Source organism: Streptomyces sp. NPDC107575 (assembly GCF_055657265.1).
The window spans coordinates 846,046-862,644 of sequence record NZ_JBVKBG010000005.1; the positions used below are offsets into that span (position 1 = coordinate 846,046).

At 71.8% G+C, this 16,599-nt stretch carries 11 protein-coding genes; 8 read left to right on the forward strand and 3 right to left on the reverse strand.

All coding sequences use genetic code 11. The features are described from left to right. Positions 1–118: 118 nt before the first annotated feature. The gene (locus tag ACZ7L4_RS28630) at positions 119–706 is read left to right on the forward strand and encodes a dihydrofolate reductase family protein (RefSeq protein ID WP_472107032.1); all 588 of its coding nucleotides are present in this window, start codon (positions 119–121) and stop codon (positions 704–706) included. Between the two features lie 117 nt (positions 707–823). Continuing rightward, a complete protein-coding gene (locus ACZ7L4_RS28635) occupies positions 824–2,146 on the forward strand; it encodes a glycoside hydrolase family 125 protein (protein WP_472107034.1) in 1,323 nt (440 codons plus the stop codon). A gap of 4 nt (positions 2,147–2,150) precedes the next feature. Here the strand turns inward: ACZ7L4_RS28635 and ACZ7L4_RS28640 are convergent, their stop codons facing one another. Further along, a complete protein-coding gene (locus ACZ7L4_RS28640; RefSeq protein WP_472107036.1) occupies positions 2,151–2,723 on the reverse strand; it encodes a DUF1648 domain-containing protein in 573 nt (190 codons plus the stop codon). A gap of 166 nt (positions 2,724–2,889) precedes the next feature. Between ACZ7L4_RS28640 and ACZ7L4_RS28645 the strand changes: the two genes are divergently transcribed. From ACZ7L4_RS28645 to ACZ7L4_RS28660, 4 genes are all read left to right on the forward strand, one after another. Next, positions 2,890–3,228 carry a YciI family protein gene (locus ACZ7L4_RS28645; RefSeq protein ID WP_472107037.1) on the forward strand — a complete coding sequence of 113 codons (339 nt, stop codon included), beginning with the start codon at positions 2,890–2,892 and terminating at the stop codon, positions 3,226–3,228. 179 nt (positions 3,229–3,407) lie between these two features. Further along, positions 3,408–4,202: a hypothetical protein gene (locus tag ACZ7L4_RS28650; protein ID WP_472107039.1), complete on the forward strand. Its 795-nt coding sequence runs from the start codon at positions 3,408–3,410 to the stop codon at positions 4,200–4,202. A gap of 284 nt (positions 4,203–4,486) precedes the next feature. Beyond that, positions 4,487–8,380: a Pls/PosA family non-ribosomal peptide synthetase gene (locus tag ACZ7L4_RS28655; RefSeq protein WP_472107041.1), complete on the forward strand. Its 3,894-nt coding sequence runs from the start codon at positions 4,487–4,489 to the stop codon at positions 8,378–8,380. A gap of 89 nt (positions 8,381–8,469) precedes the next feature. Next, a complete protein-coding gene (locus ACZ7L4_RS28660; protein WP_472107042.1) occupies positions 8,470–9,807 on the forward strand; it encodes a M1 family metallopeptidase in 1,338 nt (445 codons plus the stop codon). Here the strand turns inward: ACZ7L4_RS28660 and ACZ7L4_RS28665 are convergent, their stop codons facing one another. Together ACZ7L4_RS28665 and ACZ7L4_RS28670 are read right to left on the reverse strand one after the other, a co-directional pair. Continuing rightward, positions 9,808–10,389 (reverse strand): dihydrofolate reductase family protein, encoded by a 582-nt coding sequence (locus ACZ7L4_RS28665; protein WP_472107044.1) that lies wholly within the window; start codon positions 10,387–10,389, stop codon positions 9,808–9,810. Positions 10,390–10,480: 91 nt separating this feature from the next. Beyond that, the gene (locus tag ACZ7L4_RS28670) at positions 10,481–12,841 is read right to left on the reverse strand and encodes a beta-L-arabinofuranosidase domain-containing protein (RefSeq protein ID WP_472107046.1); all 2,361 of its coding nucleotides are present in this window, start codon (positions 12,839–12,841) and stop codon (positions 10,481–10,483) included. A gap of 440 nt (positions 12,842–13,281) precedes the next feature. Here ACZ7L4_RS28670 and ACZ7L4_RS28675 point away from each other — a divergent pair, with 440 nt between their 5' ends. Further along, positions 13,282–14,934 carry a glycine/sarcosine N-methyltransferase gene (locus ACZ7L4_RS28675; RefSeq protein ID WP_472107048.1) on the forward strand — a complete coding sequence of 551 codons (1,653 nt, stop codon included), beginning with the start codon at positions 13,282–13,284 and terminating at the stop codon, positions 14,932–14,934. Positions 14,935–15,041: 107 nt separating this feature from the next. Beyond that, positions 15,042–16,517 carry an amidohydrolase family protein gene (locus tag ACZ7L4_RS28680; RefSeq protein WP_472107050.1) on the forward strand — a complete coding sequence of 492 codons (1,476 nt, stop codon included), beginning with the start codon at positions 15,042–15,044 and terminating at the stop codon, positions 16,515–16,517. Positions 16,518–16,599: the final 82 nt, after the last annotated feature.

Here is a 16,599-nt window from a genome sequence, read left to right on the forward strand (position 1 = left end):
CGGGCACGCGACGGGCCCCGGACTTGAGGTGCGGTGCCGGGGTGCCGATGAGTTCCACGGTCACAGGAAGTCGATGCCTGTGAGGGCGAAGACGCCGAGAAGCGACGGGAGACGCACGATGGCCAAGGTGTTCACGCACATGACGATGTCGCTCGACGGATTCATGGCGAATCCGCGGGACGAGATCGGGGAGCTGTTCGAGTGGTTCGAGGCGGGAGAGGTGAGCGTCCCCAACCCGAACGACACGGTCACCTTCCAGGTCGACGACTCCAGCGCGCGGGTGCTGGGCGAGCTGACCGGCAACTGCGGGGCGCTCGTCGCCGGGCGGCGCCTGTTCGACATCGCGGACGGCTGGGGCGACAAGCACCCGGCGGGCGCACCCGTCGTCGTGGTCACTCATCGCCCGCCCGAGGACGCCGCCGCGAAGTGGCCCACCACGACGTTCGTCGACGGGGTCGGGGCCGCGATCGCCCGGGCCAGGGAGATCGCGGGCGATCGGGACGTCACCATCGCGAGCGCGGCGATCACCCAGCAGGCGCTCGACCTGGGGCTCGTGGACGAGGTGTGCGTCAGCCTGGTGCCGGTGCTGTTCGGCGAGGGCATCCCCTACTTCGCCAAGCTGGCACGCGGCCACCTGCTCCTCGAGGACCCGGTCGTCGTCCAGGGACGCCGAGCCCTGCACCTGCGGTATCCGGTCCGGCGCTGACCGGTCGTCCGCTCCCCTGCCCGGCGGGTCGGTGCCCCCGCCCGATGTCTTCCGCACCCTTCCGCGGCCCACCTTGGTGATCTACGTTTGGCATCGCCCGCCACCGAAAGGCCGACGATGCCGTTTCCCACCAGCGTCCAGCACAACCCGGTCGTCCAGCAGGCGGTCCGCCGCCTCGACGAGCTCGGCGACCCCCGCTTCGGACAGACGCTGGTGCGCTGCCTGGACGACACGCTGGCCCGCACCATCCGCCCGATGCCGGACGGCACCGCCTTCGTCGTGACGGGCGACATCCCCGCCATGTGGCTGCGCGACTCGACGACGCAGATGATGCCCTACCTCGCCCTTCTGAAGGACGACACGGACCTTCAGGACCTCCTTCTCGCCGTGCTGCGCCGCCAGTTCGGCCAGATCGCGCACAACCCGTACGCCAACGCGTTCAACGCCGAACCGTCCGGCCGTGCCCACGACACGGACGACCTGTGCGAGGACCCCTGGGTGTGGGAGGAGAAGTACGAGGTCGACTCCCTCGCCTTCCCGCTCCTGTTCGCGCACCGCTTCTGGCGGGCGAGCGGGCGCACCGACCACCTGCCGCAGGCGCTGGAGGCGGCGCGCTCCGCGATCTCCGTGTGGCGCACGGAGCAGGACCACGAGAACCGCTCGAAGTACCGCTTCGTACGGGCGGACGTCCCGCCGACCGACACGTTGCAGAACGACGGACGTGGCACGCCCGTCGCCCCGACCGGGATGACGTGGAGCGGGTTCAGGCCCAGCGACGACGCGTGCACCTACGGATACAACGTGCCCGCCAACCTGTGCGCGGCCGCAGCGCTCGACGGCGTCGCCACGATGGCGCGGCACGTACAGGACGCCGAACTCGCCGACGAGGCCGATCAGTTGGCGGGCGAGCTGCGCGCGGCGACCCTGCGGCACGGCACCGTCGAGCGCCCCGGCCAGGGCCCGATCTACGCCTACGAGGTCGACGGGCTCGGCAACGCGCTCCTGGCGGACGACGCCAACATGCCCAGCCTGCTGTCGCTGCCGCTGGTCGCCGATGTGTCACCGGCGGATCCGCTGTACCTGGCGACCCGCGCGTTCGTGCTCTCCCCCGCCAACCCGACCTGGTACCGGGGAACGGCCGCCGAGGGCGTGGGCAGCCCCCACACCCCCGACGGTTACATCTGGCCGATCGCCCTCGCCGTGGAGGGGCTGACCAGCAACGACCCCGACCGGCGGCTGCGGTTGCTGCACACCCTGATCGCCACCGACGGCGGCACCGGGGCGATGCACGAGTCCTTCCACAAGGACGACCCGCACAAGTTCACCCGCGACTGGTTCTCCTGGGCCAACGCGATGTACGCGGAACTGGCCCTGGACGTGGCCGGATGCGGCACGCGCGCGCTGTGGGACACGTCCGCGGCGGCGTCGGCCCAGGGCTGAGGCCCTAACGGGTGCCGCGCGCGGAATCGGTGGCGGCGCGGATCCTGTTGCCCTCCTTGCGGTCGCGCAGGCCCACGACGAGCGTGAGGGCGGTCCCGGCCGCGATCGGCGCCAGCAGCCCGACGAAGAACCACCACGGGACCTCGGACGTGACGCTGGTGCGCCACTGCACGAGGTTGCCGACGACGAAGGACAGCCCGATCCCGAGGTTGGTGACGAGCAGCGCCACGGCCATCCGACGGGCTCCGGCACGCGTCGCGGGGCGTTGGCTGCCGGTGACGGCGAACCGCGGTTCGCCGTCGGGCAGTTCTGAGGTCGGGGTGGCCCGCAGCACCATCGCGGCGGTGGCGGACAGCAGCGCGGTCACCCCCGCGTAGACGAAGACGAGCATGAACGCGGCGCCCACGGACTTGTCCGTCCAGGCGTCCACGCCGCTGCCGCCGATGTGCTGCGGGATGCGGTCGGGCAGGCTCGGGTACACGGCGATGCCCCAGGCCGCCATCCCGGCCAGCAGCAACACGCTTGGCGCCAGCCAGGCCCGGGGGAAGCGCGGTGGGGTGTTCGAGGCTTCCGGCATGCCCCCATTGTGCGGGCGGCGGGGTCCGCGTGAACGTTCCCGCCCCCGGCAACGAACCACGTCCGCCGGCTGCCGGGAACCGGGCGTGCGGCGGATGACCCACGTCCGCGGGGCCGGGAGATCTATCGTCGCGTTGACCGAGCGCATCGCGACGTAGGGAGACAGCATGGGGACGACCGTGACCGACGAACAGGTACAGGCTCTGGCGGCGACCGCGAAGCCCTTCAGCCTGGCGCTGCTGCACTGGGGGCCGGAGCGGACCAAGGACGGCGCGGACGCGATCGAGCGCGAACACCAGCGACGCATGGTGTCACTGCGCGCCGATGGGGTGATCGCGGTCCTGTGTCCGGTCGCCTCGGACACCGTGGCCGGTGCCGCGATCATGACCGTGTCGGCCGAGGAGGCCGCGGAGATCATGGCCGGGGATCCCTGCGTACGGGCCGGAATGATGCGCTGCGAGGTGCACCCGTGCCACGGCTTCCCCGGGGACGCACTCCCCGCATGAAGGTCTCTTTGGTGTCTCTGCTGTCTTGGGTGTCTTAGGGACACGGCGAGATCGTCATCACCTCGTAACGGCGCTTCCCCCGAACACATGCGATCAGGCAGGCTCAAGATCGAACAAGGGCACAGAGCCCAATCGTTCGAACCGACCGCACGCCCATCCAGCAACGGGGGAACCACATCATGCTTCGCAACCACCGCCGCAAGGCCGTCCTCACCGCCGCCGCCCTGATGGCCACGACCACGCTGCTGACGGCCTGCCAGGGAGGCGCGGACGAGGGCGCGTCGTCGAGCGATTCGGCGTCGTCGTCGACCGCGGCCTCGGACGCGAAGGACAAGGGCGGGGCGGCCGGTTCGGGTGCCGCGGAGGGCTCGGAGTCGCAGGCCGGCAGCGGCTCGGGCGGCACGTCGCAGGGCAAGGGTGTCAGCGGCACCTGGTTCGGCAACGTCTCCTACCTGGCGCCCGGCAAGTACACCGTCTCCGACCTGAAGGACACCGAGCAGGCGTTCTTCACCTCGACCGACACCGACATCCAGGGCGCCGGCGAGATCTGCGGCGACGCCGAGGGCCAGGCCGCCACCAAGTGCACCGAGGAGCAGCTCGAGGCCGCGTCCAAGAAGGGCGTCTCGGCGACGGTGAAGATCAAGAACGGTACGGCCGTCAGCATCGTCGAGGACCACGCCGGCAGCGGTGGCGGCGACTCGGACACCGGCAAGCCGAGCGGCATGCGCTCCGGGGAGCTCGGCTACCTGGCCCCGGGCAAGTACACGCTGCTCGACAGCGACGGCAACACCACCGCCTTCTACAGCGCCACCGCCACGACCATCAACGGCAACGGCTGGATCTGCGGCGAGAACGGCGACAACAAGCGCTGCACCGAGGGCGAGCTGGAGGCCGCGGCGAAGAAGGGCGGCGTCCGGGTCGCCGTCAAGCTCGACAACGGCGCCGCGGTCACCATCGACGAGGAGCACAACTGACCAACCCACGCCCTCTCCGCACACATCGCCCCGGCGCCGCGACGTTCCGCACGCCGGGGCGATGTCGGGTTCTGTGCGCAGCGTCCCGGCCCGCCAACTGGGCGATGATCCAACGGAGTTCGCCGACCCCGCCCCACGCCCCGATTGACCTGCACGATCCGCGCCCCGCGCCCCGGACGCCGTAACATGTCCCGGTTGTCCGGCCCTGGTCGGTCAACTCAGGGCAGTTCGGGGGTACTTGCGTCGCGTCCGCCGGGCTGTCGTCGTCTCGACGTTGGGACCCGATGGACGCCACTCGCGCACACGACGAGCTCAGCCTGCTCGAAGCGGAGCTGACCGAACGGCTCGACGCTCCGGCGCACTTCTACGCGAAGGCCGCCGCCGCCCCGCGCACCCTGGTCGACATCCTCGACGCGACCGTCCGCAGGCACCCCGACGAACCCGCACTCGACGACGGCGTGCGCCGTCTGACGTACCGGGCGCTGGACGCCGAGGTCGACCGGCTGCGCCGGCGTCTGGCCGGGGCGGGGGTGGGCCGCGGCGACCGGGTCGGCGTGCGGGTGCCGTCGGGGTCGAACGACCTGTATGTGGCGATTCTCGGCGTGCTCGCCGCGGGCGCGGCCTACGTACCCGTCGACGCCGAGGACCCGGACGAGCGGGCCGAACTCGTCTTCGGCGAGGCGGGGGTGCGGGCCGTGATCGGGGCGGGGCTCGCCTTCGACGTTGCCCACTCCTCCCCCGTCCCCGCCGCCCGGCCCGGGCCCGACGACGACGCGTGGGTCATCTTCACCTCCGGGTCGACCGGCAGGCCCAAGGGCGTCGCCGTCAGCAACCGCAGCGCCGCCGCGTTCGTGGACGCGGAGGCCGCCCTGTTCCTCGCCGAGGACCCGATCGGTCCGGGGGACCGCGTCATGGCGGGGCTTTCCGTCGCGTTCGACGCGTCCTGCGAGGAGATGTGGCTGGCGTGGCGGCACGGCGCGTGCCTGGTTCCGGTGCCGCGCTCGCAGGTGCGCGGCGGCGCCGACCTGGGGCCCTGGCTGGCCGAGCAGGAGATCACCGTGATCTCCACCGTGCCGACGCTGGCCGCCCTGTGGGAGCCGGAGGCCCTCAACGACGTCCGGCTACTGATCTTCGGCGGCGAGGCATGCCCGCCCGAACTCGTCCAGCGCCTGGTCACCGAGGGCCGCGAGGTCTGGAACACGTACGGGCCCACCGAGGCCACCGTCGTCACCTGCGCCTCCCTGATGACCGGCGCCGAGCCGGTGCGCATCGGGCTGCCGCTGGACGGCTGGGAACTCGCCGTCGTCGACGAGGACGACCGGCCCGTACCGATGGGCGAGAGCGGTCAACTCGTCATCGGAGGCGTCGGGTTGGCCCGCTACCTCGACCCGGCCAAGGACGCCGAGAAGTACGCGCCGCTGCCCGCCCTGGGCTGGGAGCGCGCCTATCGCAGCGGCGACCTGGTCAAGGCCGACCCCGAGGGCCTGGTCTTCCTCGGGCGCGGCGACGAACAGGTCAAGCTCGGCGGGCGGCGCATCGAGCTGGGCGAGGTCGACGCCGCACTCCAGGCGCTACCGGGTGTCGCGGGCGCGGCCTGCGCCGTGCGCACCGCGCGCGGCGGCAACCAGCTGCTCGTCGGCTACCTCGTCACCCAGGAGGGCTGGCAGCACGCGGCCGCCGTCGACAAGCTGCGCGGCCAACTGCCCGCCGCCCTCGTCCCGTTGCTGGCCCCCGTCCCCGAGCTGCCCACGCGCACCTCGGGCAAGGTCGACCGCGACGCACTGCCCTGGCCGCTGCCCGACGTGGAGACGACGGGCGCCCCTGCCGAGCAGCTCTACGGCACGGAGGCCTGGCTCGCCGAGCAGTGGAGCGTGACGCTCGGCGTCCCCGTCACCGGCGCGGGCGACAACTTCTTCGCCATCGGCGGCGGCAGCCTTGCCGCCGCCCAGCTGACCACCCGGCTGCGCACCCGCTACCCGAGCGCGGCCGTCATCGACATCTACGAACGTCCCGTCCTGCGCAAACTGGCCCGCCGCCTGGAGAAGTCGGCACAGGACGACGGCGCCCAGCGCGTGATCACCCCGGTCCCGACCCGTGCGAAGCTCGTCCAACTGCTGCTCCTGATACCCCTGTTCACCCTCAACGGGCTGCGCTGGACAGTCGCACTCGCTGCCCTCGCCGACGTCCTGCACCGCTTCGGCGGCTACGCGTGGGCGCCGCCCGCCTCCTGGTGGCTGCTCGCACCGGCGGCGCTGCTCCTGTTCAGCCCACCGGGGCGGCTCGCCCTCGCGGCGGGCGGCGCCCGGCTGCTGCTGCGCGGCGTCGGCCCGGGCACGTACCCGCGCGGCGGCCACGTCCATCTGCGGCTGTGGGCCGCCGAACGCCTCGCCGAGCACAGCGGCGCCACCTCCCTGACCGGCTCCTGGCTGCAGCGCTACGCCCGCGCGCTCGGCGCCCGCGTCGGCCCCGACGTCGACCTGCACTCACTGCCCCCGGTCACCGGACTGCTCAAGCTCGGCCGCGGCTGCGCCATCGAGAGCGAGGTCGACCTGTCGGGGCACTGGCTCGACGGCGACCGCCTGGAGATCGGCACGGTCAAGGTCGGCGCGGGCGCCGTGGTCGGCACACGGAGCGTGCTGTTCCCGGGCGCCCGGGTCGGCAAGCGCGCCGAGATCGCGCCGGGCTCCGCCGCCCGGGGCCACATCCCGACCGGCCAGCGCTGGGCGGGCTCCCCCGCGGTCAAGCTCGGCAAGGCCAAGCGTGAGTGGCCCGAGCACCGCCCGCCGCGCACGGCGGGCTGGCGCACGATGTACGGCGCCGCAGGCCTCGCCCTCACCCTCCTGCCGCTCCTGGCCGCCCTCCCGGCCCTCCTTGTCGCCCACGCCTTCGTTCCCTCGGACGCCGGGCTCGGCGAGGCCGTGCGCGGCGGCCTGCTCGCGGTCGTCCCCGCCGCCCTCGCCTACGGGCTCACGTACGCGGTGCTGATCCTGGCCGGCGTCCGCCTGATCGGGCTCGGCCTGACCGCAGGGACCTTCCCGGTGCACAGCCGGGCGGGCTGGCAGTCCTGGACCGTCACCCAGCTGATGGACCTGTCGCGGCAGACGCTGTTCCCCCTGTACGCGGGGCTCGTCACGCCCGTGTGGATGCGGCTGCTCGGCATGCGCGTGGGCCGCGACACCGAGGTGTCCACGGTGCTCGCGCTGCCCGGTCTCACCACGGTCGGCGACGGCGCGTTCCTCGCCGACGACACGCTGACCGCACCGTACGAACTCGGGGGCGGCTGGGTGCGGATCGGGCGCGCCCGGATCGGCCGCCGGGCGTTCCTCGGCAACTCGGGCATGACGGCGCCCGGCCGTTCGGTGCCGGACGACGGTCTGGTGGGCGTCCTGTCGGCCACCCCGAAGAAGGCCAAGCAGGGCAGTTCCTACCTGGGCCTGCCGCCGGTCCGGCTGCCGCGGCAGGACACCGGCGCCGACCCGAGCCGCACCTACGCGCCGCCCGCCCGGCTGCGCTGGGCACGCGCCCTGGTCGAACTGGGCCGGCTCGTCCCGGTGTTCTGCTCGGCCGCCCTGGTCGTCCTCGTCCTCGGCGCACTGGCCGCCCTCGCCGCCGCGTACGGCCTGTGGGCGGCGGCGCTCCTCGGCGGTCCCGTCCTGCTGGCCGCGGGCGTCCTCGCGTGCACGGCGTCGATCGTGGCCAAGTGGCTGCTGGTCGGCCGCCACCGCACGGGCGAGCACCCGCTGTGGTGCGGTTTCGTGTGGCGGGGCGAACTGGCCGACACGTTCGTGGAGATGCTCGCCGTGCCGTGGCTCGCCGGGTCCGTGCCCGGCACCCCCGTCCTGACCGCCTGGCTGCGCGGGCTCGGCGCGCACATCGGGGCGGGCGTGTGGTGCGAGAGCTACTGGCTGCCGGAGACCGACCTCGTCACCCTGGAGGACGGGGCGAGTGTGAACCGGGGCTGTGTCCTGCAGACGCACCTCTTCCACGACCGGATCTTGCGGACGGATACTGTGACCCTTCGCGAGGGCGCCACGCTGGGTCCTGGCGGAATCGTGCTGCCGGGCAGCGAGATCGGCGCCCGCAGCACGCTGGGGCCCGCGTCCCTGGTGATGGCCGGCGAATCGGTGCCGCCGGACAGCCGGTGGCTGGGCAACCCGATCGAGGCCTGGCGTCCGTGAACCGGCGGACGACGGCCGCGCGTTGGCCATGTCGTACGAGAACGGGCCCGGGATCGAGACCGGGCGCGGGGACAGGGAGCGGACGAGTCGTGAACGGGCAGCACAAGCCGGACCCCTACTTCCCGTCCAACGGGGACCCCCGCTACCGGGTGCACCGCTACGAACTCGACCTGGACTACCGCCCCGAGCCCAACCGGCTGTCCGGCACGGCCCGGCTCAGCGCCATCGCCGCACACGCCGAACTCGACGAGTTCCAGCTGAACTTCGCCGACTTCCGCATCGGCCGGGTCCGGGTCGACGGCCGCCCGGCGCACTACACGCTGCGCGGCGGCCGGCTGCGGATCCGGCCGGCGAAGCCGCTGGCCGCGAGCGCCGCGTTCACCGTCGAGGTGCACTACTCGGGCAACCCGAAGCCGGTGAAGAGCCCCTGGGGCGGCCTGGGTTGGGAGGAGCTGACCGACGGGGCGCTCGTCGCCAGCCAGCCGGTGGGCGCCCCCTCCTGGTACCCGTGCAACGACCGGCCCGCGGACAAGGCCGCGTACCAGATCTCCCTGACCACCCCCTCCGCGTACCAGGTGGTGATCGGCGGCCGCCTCCTCACCCGGACGACCAGGGCCTCGACCACGACCTGGCTGTACGAGCAGCCGGCCCCCACCTCCAGCTATCTGGTCGGCCTGGCCATCGGCAGGTTCCAGACGGCGCTGCTCGGCGATCCGGGGCTCGACGGGGTGCCGCAGACCGGGCACTTCCCGGCGCACCTCCTGACCGAGTTCTCCCGCGACTTCGCGCGCCAGCCGCAGATGATGGAGCTGTTCCAGGAGCTGTTCGGCCCCTATCCCTTCCACGAGTACGCGGTGGTGGTCACCGACGAGGAGCTGGACGTCCCGGTCGAGGCGCAGGGCCTGTCGCTGTTCGGCACCAACCATGTGGACGGTGCCCGCGGTGCGGAGCGGCTCGTCGCCCACGAGCTGGCCCACCAGTGGTTCGGCAACAGCGTCACCGTCGCCGACTGGCAGCACATCTGGCTCAACGAGGGCCTCGCCAAGTACGCCGAGTGGCTGTGGTGCGAGCGCTCGGGCGGCCGTACCGCCCAGGAGCTGGCCGCCGCGTCCCACCGCCTGCTCGCCGGGCTCCCCGAGAACCTGTCCCTGGCCGACCCGGGCCGCAAGCACATGTTCGACGACCGCCTCTACGAGCGCGGCGCCCTGGCGATCCACGCACTGCGCCGCGCGCTCGGCGACGAGGCGTTCTTCCGGGCCTTGCGCGCCTGGACGGACCTGCACCGGCACGGCGTCGTCACGACGGAGATGTTCGCCGCGCATCTGGAGCGGTTCGCGCAGCGGCCCGTGGACGAGGTGTTCCGGGCGTGGGTGCACGGCACGGCGCTTCCGGAGGTGCCGGTCCTGGCGGCCGCGGACCAGCACTGATCAGACGTGCAGGATCGGCCGGTAGACCAGCTCCTGGATGTGGCTGTCGAGCGTGCGCTGCTCAAGGAGTTCCAGGTCGAAGTCGGCCGCGCCCTTGAAGATCGGGTCGAGCCCGGTCAGCCCGGTGATCACGGGGAAGAGCGTCACCTGGACGCGGTCCACCAGGCCCGCCGCCATCAGCGCCCGGTTCATGGACAGGCTGCCGTGCGAGCGCAGCGGCACCGGGGACTCCGCCTTGAGCCGGGCGACGACATCGACGGCGTCGCCCGGCGCGACGGTCGCGTCCGGCCAGTCCAGCGGCGCTTCCAGGGTGCTCGACACGATCGTGGCCGGCAGGCTGATCATCCGCGTCACCCAGGGGTCGCGGACCTCCGACTCCTCGGTGCTGGAGGCCAGCATCCGCGCGAACGCCCGGTACGTGTCGGCCCCGAAGACCATCCGCTGCTCCTCGCGGTACAGGTCGAGGCGGTGGTCGAGCAGCTCGGGGCCCTGCTTGCCCCAGTACCCGGTCCAGCTGCCGCCGTCGGCGGCGCCGAACCCGTCGAGGCTGGAGAAGACGTCGAACGTGTAGGAAGCGGCCATGATGCCCTCCTGGTGTGCGATGGATCGCCCGTCGAAGGTGCAGACCGGTCATCGCGCCGGGATTCATCGCCACAACCCGGACAGCACGGCATCAGGGTGCGAGCTCCCGCTCCGCCGCGGCCGCACGCTCGACGACGGTGGCGCGCTGTTCCTCCGTGAAGAGGCCGGCGGTGGCCCATTCGGCGGCGGTCCGCTCCACCCGGCGGACGAAGTCACGGTGCTCGGCGAACGGCGCGCCGTCCCACACCACGTCGAGGAAGGTCAGCCCGTCGTCGCCGGGTGAGGCGACGCCGTCGACCGGTACGTCGTAGTCCGGCAGGTCGTCGTCGTGCTTGCGGTTGGGGACGCCGGTGGTGAGGGAGCCGAAGACCACCTCGGGTTCGACGCGCTTGAAGTACGCGGACTGGGGCTGCCGGTCGCCGACGTAGTGCGGGCGCAGGGTGTGCTTGCCGACGGTGAGGGTCTGGCCGCGGCCCGGTGCGAACGCCGACCGGGCGTAGTCGCCGTCGCGCTTGAGGTGCCGGTAGAGCGTCAGCTCCTGGAACTCGCCCTTGGGCACCTCGCCGAGCACCGGCATCATCAGCGGGCCCCAGTGGACCGACTGGATCTCCGGGCGGTCGAGGGCGCGCTCGATGCGGACGGTGAACGGCATCGAGATCTCGACGGTGTCCCCGGGGCGCCAGTCGCGGTCGATCGTGAGGTAGCTGCCCGGCTTCGGGCGCGGGCCCGTGAGGCGGCGTCCGTTGACGGAGACCGCGAAGCCGTCCCGGGTGTCGGCGACCCAGCCGGGGACGCGCAGCTTGAGGGCGAGCCGGCCGCGTCCTTCGACCTTCAGTGTGCTGCCCTGTTCGCGCGGGAAGCCGGTCGTCTGGACGACCGTGAAGCCCCGCTCCCGCCAGCGCAGGGTGGAGGGGACGTACAGGTTGACCCACAGGGTCCTGTCGTCGGCCGAGCGGAAGTACACCGTCTCCTGGTACTTGGTGCCGCCTTCGAGGCCGCTGCCGCCGCAGCAGGTGCCGGTGTTGTCGTACTCGCGGGCGGCGCCCGGGGTCAGCGGCTGGAAGTAGGCGAGCTGCGGATCGTCCGTACGGTCCGTGTCGGCGCGCTGCCCGAGCACCATGTTGACCAGGCCGCGCTCGTAGTAGTCCATGTAGGCCGGGTCGGGGTCGAAGGCGAAGAGATTGCGCGCCAGCTTGAGCAGGTTGTACGTGGTGCAGGACTCGGCGCCGTCGCCGGCGATGGCGTGGGCGATGTTGTCGCGGTTCTGGAACGCCTCGGGGTTGGTGTTGGCGCCGGGCACGGCCCCGCTGGTGCCGCCGTGCGCGAACATCCGGTGCGGGACGACCATGCCGAAGAAGTTCCGCGCAGCGCGGTGGTAGTCGTCGTCCCGGTTCTGTTCGAAGACCCGTAGATAGCCGACGAAGTTGGGGACGTGCGTGTTGGCGTGCAGATGGTTCGGGCGTCTGCGGCCGGGGCGGGTCGCGTCCGTGGTGGTGAGGATGTCGCGGTTGTCGACGCAGGCCTGGAAGAGGGACTCGCGGCTGTCGAAGAGCCGGGCGGTCTCCAGGTGGCGTGCGTCGCCGGTGAGGGCGTGGACCTCGGCGAGGACCTCGTTGGCGCCGCCGTACTCCCCCGCGATGTAGGTGTCCCACAGGTAGTTGAGGTCGTCGCGGGAGACGGGCCCCTCGTAGTCGGGGTGTTCGACGTCGCCGAGGGTCAGGGCCAGGTGGGCCCAGTCCGCCATGGCCCTGACGACCTCGAAGGCCTGCTCGTTGCCGGTGAGGGTGTACGCGTCGAGGAGGCCGCGCATGATCTTGTGCTGGGTGTACCAGGGCGCCCACGTGTTCTTGTCCGGGTCGCTGCCGTACACGGCGAACCGGGGCGGGCCCGCGCGCAGCACGGTGTCCTCGGGCAGCGCGCCGAGGTAGCCGGGGTGCACCGTCGTGCCCTTCAGGGCGTCCTGGCAGGCGGCCAGTTCGCGCACCATCCGGTCGAGCTTGTCCTTGTAGACCTGTTCGCCCTGGTCGACGTGGGACTGGGCGAGCGCGGTGAGGTAGTGGCCCGCCCAGTGGCCGCTGAGCAGGCCGCCGTCCTCCCAGCCACCGGGGACCTCGACGCCGGGCGGGTTGGGCCGGCCCGCGGTCCTGTTGAACAGCACCAGGAAGCGCCGCTCGTCGTAGGCGCGGACGAAGGCCTTCACGCGGTCACGCTTCTCCTGGAACAGCCCCTCGCCCAGGGCCACTTCGTTCAGCCGGAAGGGGCGGACGGGGGCCGTGCTGCCCGCGCCGACGTACGGCGGGAGGTCCTTCGCGAGCTCGGGGGCCACACTTGGGCCGGACGCGGGGTCCTGGGCGGCGGCCGGCCAGGACCCGGCCGCCACGGCCGCCGTGCCGAGGGCCGAAGCGGCCATGAAGTCACGCCGTCGCATGGACCGGCCACCGGATGTCGACATGTCCCTCCCCTTTCACGGGAGTTACGGCATCGTTCGGAATTCCGAACAGCCTCTGACTTACCGAACAGTCCTGAACGGGAGCCAAGATCTCACGCGGGCCGGACCGCCCGTCAACACCCCTGCACGCCGCACGCGGCCGCCGTGGGTCGAATTCCGGCCCTGGCCGACGATCGCCGGTGCGGCGGTTCGCCCACCAACACCCCTTATGCGAGACACCTTCGCCTTCTCCGGCGCCGACAATCTTGAGACACAGAGACACTGGCCAGGAGCGCTGCCGACCCCAACTCGGCCCCTGTATACGAACTTTGGAGGCATGGGAGCACACCGTCTTGGACAGCGATCCGACACAGACCGTGCGGCTCCCGAGACCGGAGCTCTGTGCCGTCTTGGGCTGCCGCGCCAGGGCAAGATTCCTCAAAACTGAAGGGTTCCCCATCATCGTGCAACCGGCCCAAGAGTTCGGCGACAACCCTGTCGAAGTACGCGAAACCGGGCACTACACCGAGGAATACGTCCCCAGCTTCGTCGAGAAGTGGGACTCCCTCATCGATTGGGAGAAGAGGGCGGAGAGCGAAGGCAATTTCTTCATCGACCTGCTGCGGAAGTGGGGGGTGAAGAGCGTGCTCGATGTCGCGACCGGCACGGGATTCCACTCCGTGGCACTGCTGTCCGCCGGGTTCGAGACCGTCAGCGCGGACGGCAGCGCCGAGATGCTGGCGAGGGCCTTCGAGAACGGCCAGAAGCAGGGCGGACACATCCTGCGGGTCGTCCAGGCGGACTGGCGGTGGCTCAACAGGGACGTCCACGGCGAGTACGACGCCATCGTGTGCCTCGGCAACTCGTTCACGCATCTCTTCTCCGAACGCGACCGGCGCAAGGCGCTGGCCGAGTTCTACGCGATGCTCAAGCACGACGGAATTCTCATCCTGGACCAGCGCAATTACGACGCGATCCTGGACGACGGATACACGAGCAAACACCGCTACTACTACTGCGGTGAGGACGTCATCGTGGAGCCGGAGTACGTCGACGAGGGGCTGTGCCGCATGCGGTACAGCTTCCCGGACAGCTCCATGTACTACCTCAACATGTTTCCGCTGCGGAAGGACTACACGCGGCGGCTGATGTCCGACGTCGGCTTCCAGCGCATCGAGACGTACGGCGACTTCCAGCACACCTACCGGCGTGAACAGCCGGACTTCTTCGTCCATGTGGCGGAGAAGGAGTACAGGACGGAGGCGGCGGAGGAGCAGTACAAGGGCGCGGTCGGCACCGCCCGCAGCTACTACAACTCCCCCGACGCCGACACCTTCTACGCCACGGTGTGGGGCGGCGAGGACATCCACATCGGCCTGTACGAGAGGCCCGACGAGCCCATCGCGGACGCCAGCCGGCGGACCGTCCAGCACATGGCGTCGAAGCTCGACCTGACGCGGGACTCCGTGGTGCTCGACCTCGGTTCCGGGTTCGGCGGTTCGGCGCGCTACCTCGCCGAGACGTACGGCTGCCGGGTCCTGGCCCTCAACCTCAGCGAGGTGGAGAACCAGCGCCACAAGGAGCTGAACGCGGCCCGCGGACTCACCGACAGGATCGAGGTGGTGGACGGGTCCTTCGAGGACATCCCGTACCCGGACGACCAGGTCGATGTCGTCTGGTCCCAGGACGCCTTCCTGCACAGCGGGAACCGGGTCCAGGTCCTCGAGGAGATCGCCCGGGTGCTGAAGCCCGGCGGCCGGCTCATCTTCACCGACCCGATGGCGGCGACGGACGGCGCCCGCGCCGACGTGCTGCAGCCGATCCTCGACCGGATCCACCTCGACGACATGGGCTCCCCCGGCTTCTACACCCGCGAGCTGGACCGGCTCGGGTTCACCGCCGTCGACGGCGGGTTCGAGGAGCACCGCGAGCAGCTGGTGAACCACTACACGCGGGTCCTCGAGGAGACCGAACGCCAGGAGGCCGAGGGGCTGGCCAGAAGGATCAGCCACGACTACCTCGCCCAGATGAAGACGGGGCTCGGCCACTGGGTCGACGGCGGCCGCGCGTCCGACCTCACCTGGGGCATCTTCCACTTCGGCCTCGATGCCAGTTGACTGAGCCGAAGCGTACGACCGAGCGGTACCACTGAGTGACGCTCCACCGGCCGGCCCCGAGGTGCATACGGGGCCGGCCGACGGGCGTTCAAGAGGGAGACGAGAGCATGCGGACACTGCTGCAGGGCGGTCGCGTCATCGACCCCGCCGGCGGGGGCGACGGGACGGCCGACGTCCTCGTGGCCGACGGGAAGATCGCCGCTGTCGGGACGGGCCTCACACCACCGCCGGACACGCGGGTGATCGACGCCACCGGCCTCGTCGTCGGGCCCGGCTTCGTCGACCTGCACAGCCACGTCCACTCCATCGCCGGGCACCGGCTGCAGGCGATGGACGGCGTGACCACGGCGCTCGACCTGGAGGCCGGCCTGATGCCGGTCGAGCGGGCCTACGCCGAGGCCGCGGCGGACGGCCGTCCGCTCCACTTCGGCTTCTCCGCCTCCTGGGGCGGCGCGCGGGCGCAGGTGCTCGCCGGCATCTCCCCCGACGCCCGGATCACGTCCGGCCTGGCGGTACTGGGCAATCCGCGCTGGCAACGCTCGTCGTCGCCGCGCGAGTTGGCGGCCTGGCTGTCCCTGCTCGAGGACGAGCTGGCGGCGGGCGCCCTCGGGATCGGCGTCCTCATGGGCTACGCGCCCACCACCGAGCCCGCCGAGTTCCTTGCGGTGGCCCGGCTCGCCGCGAAGGCGGGCGCGCCCACCTTCACCCACGTGCGGGAACTGGTCGAGATGGACCCCTCGGTCCCCGTCGACGGCTCCACCGAGATCGCGACCGCGGCGGCCGAGACCGGCGCGGCGATGCACCACTGCCACGTCAACAGCACCTCGGGGCGGCACATCGACCGGGTGCTCCACACGCTGGACGAGTCCCAGCGGTCGGGCTCGCGGGTCACCGTGGAGGCCTACCCGTACGGGGCGGGGAGCACGGCCGTCGGCGCCGCGTTCATCGCCCCGGAGCGGCTGCGTCTGAAGGGCCTCGGACCCAGCAGCGTCGTCATGGTCGAGACCGGGGAGCGGATCGCGGACGCGGCCCGCCTGGAGCAGCTGCGGGCCCAGGACCCGGGCGCCCCCTGCCTCCTGGAGTTCCTCGACGAGGACGACCCGCGCGACCTCGCCCTGCTGCGGCAGGCGCTCGCCTTCCCCGACGCCGTCGTCGCCAGCGACGCGATGCCCGTCTTCTGGCCCGACGGCAGCCACGACAGCACCCGTTGGCCGCTGCCGCCGGATGGCACGACCCATCCTCGTACGGCCGGGACGTTCGCCAAGACGCTGCGCCTGATGGTGCGGGAGACGGGGGCCTGGACCTGGGCGGAGGCCTTCCGCCGCTGCTCCTACCTCCCGGCGCGCATCCTTGACGACGTGTCACCTGCCGCCCGCGCCAAGGGCCACCTCGGCGTGGGCGCCGACGCCGACCTCGTGGTCCTGGACCCGGCCACGGTGACCGACACGGCCACGTACGCCGATCCCACCCGCCCCTCGCTCGGCGTCCGGCACCTGTACGTGGCGGGCGTGCCGGTCGTCTCCGACGGCGCCCTGCGGGCCGACGCGCTTCCGGGGCGACCGCTGCGGGGCGCGGTCGGCTGACGCGGGCGGGAGGGGCGTTGTGCTGGTCTTTTCGTCCGGACGCCTGTGACAGAACGAAGACGTCGCGGAGGACTGCCCGTGA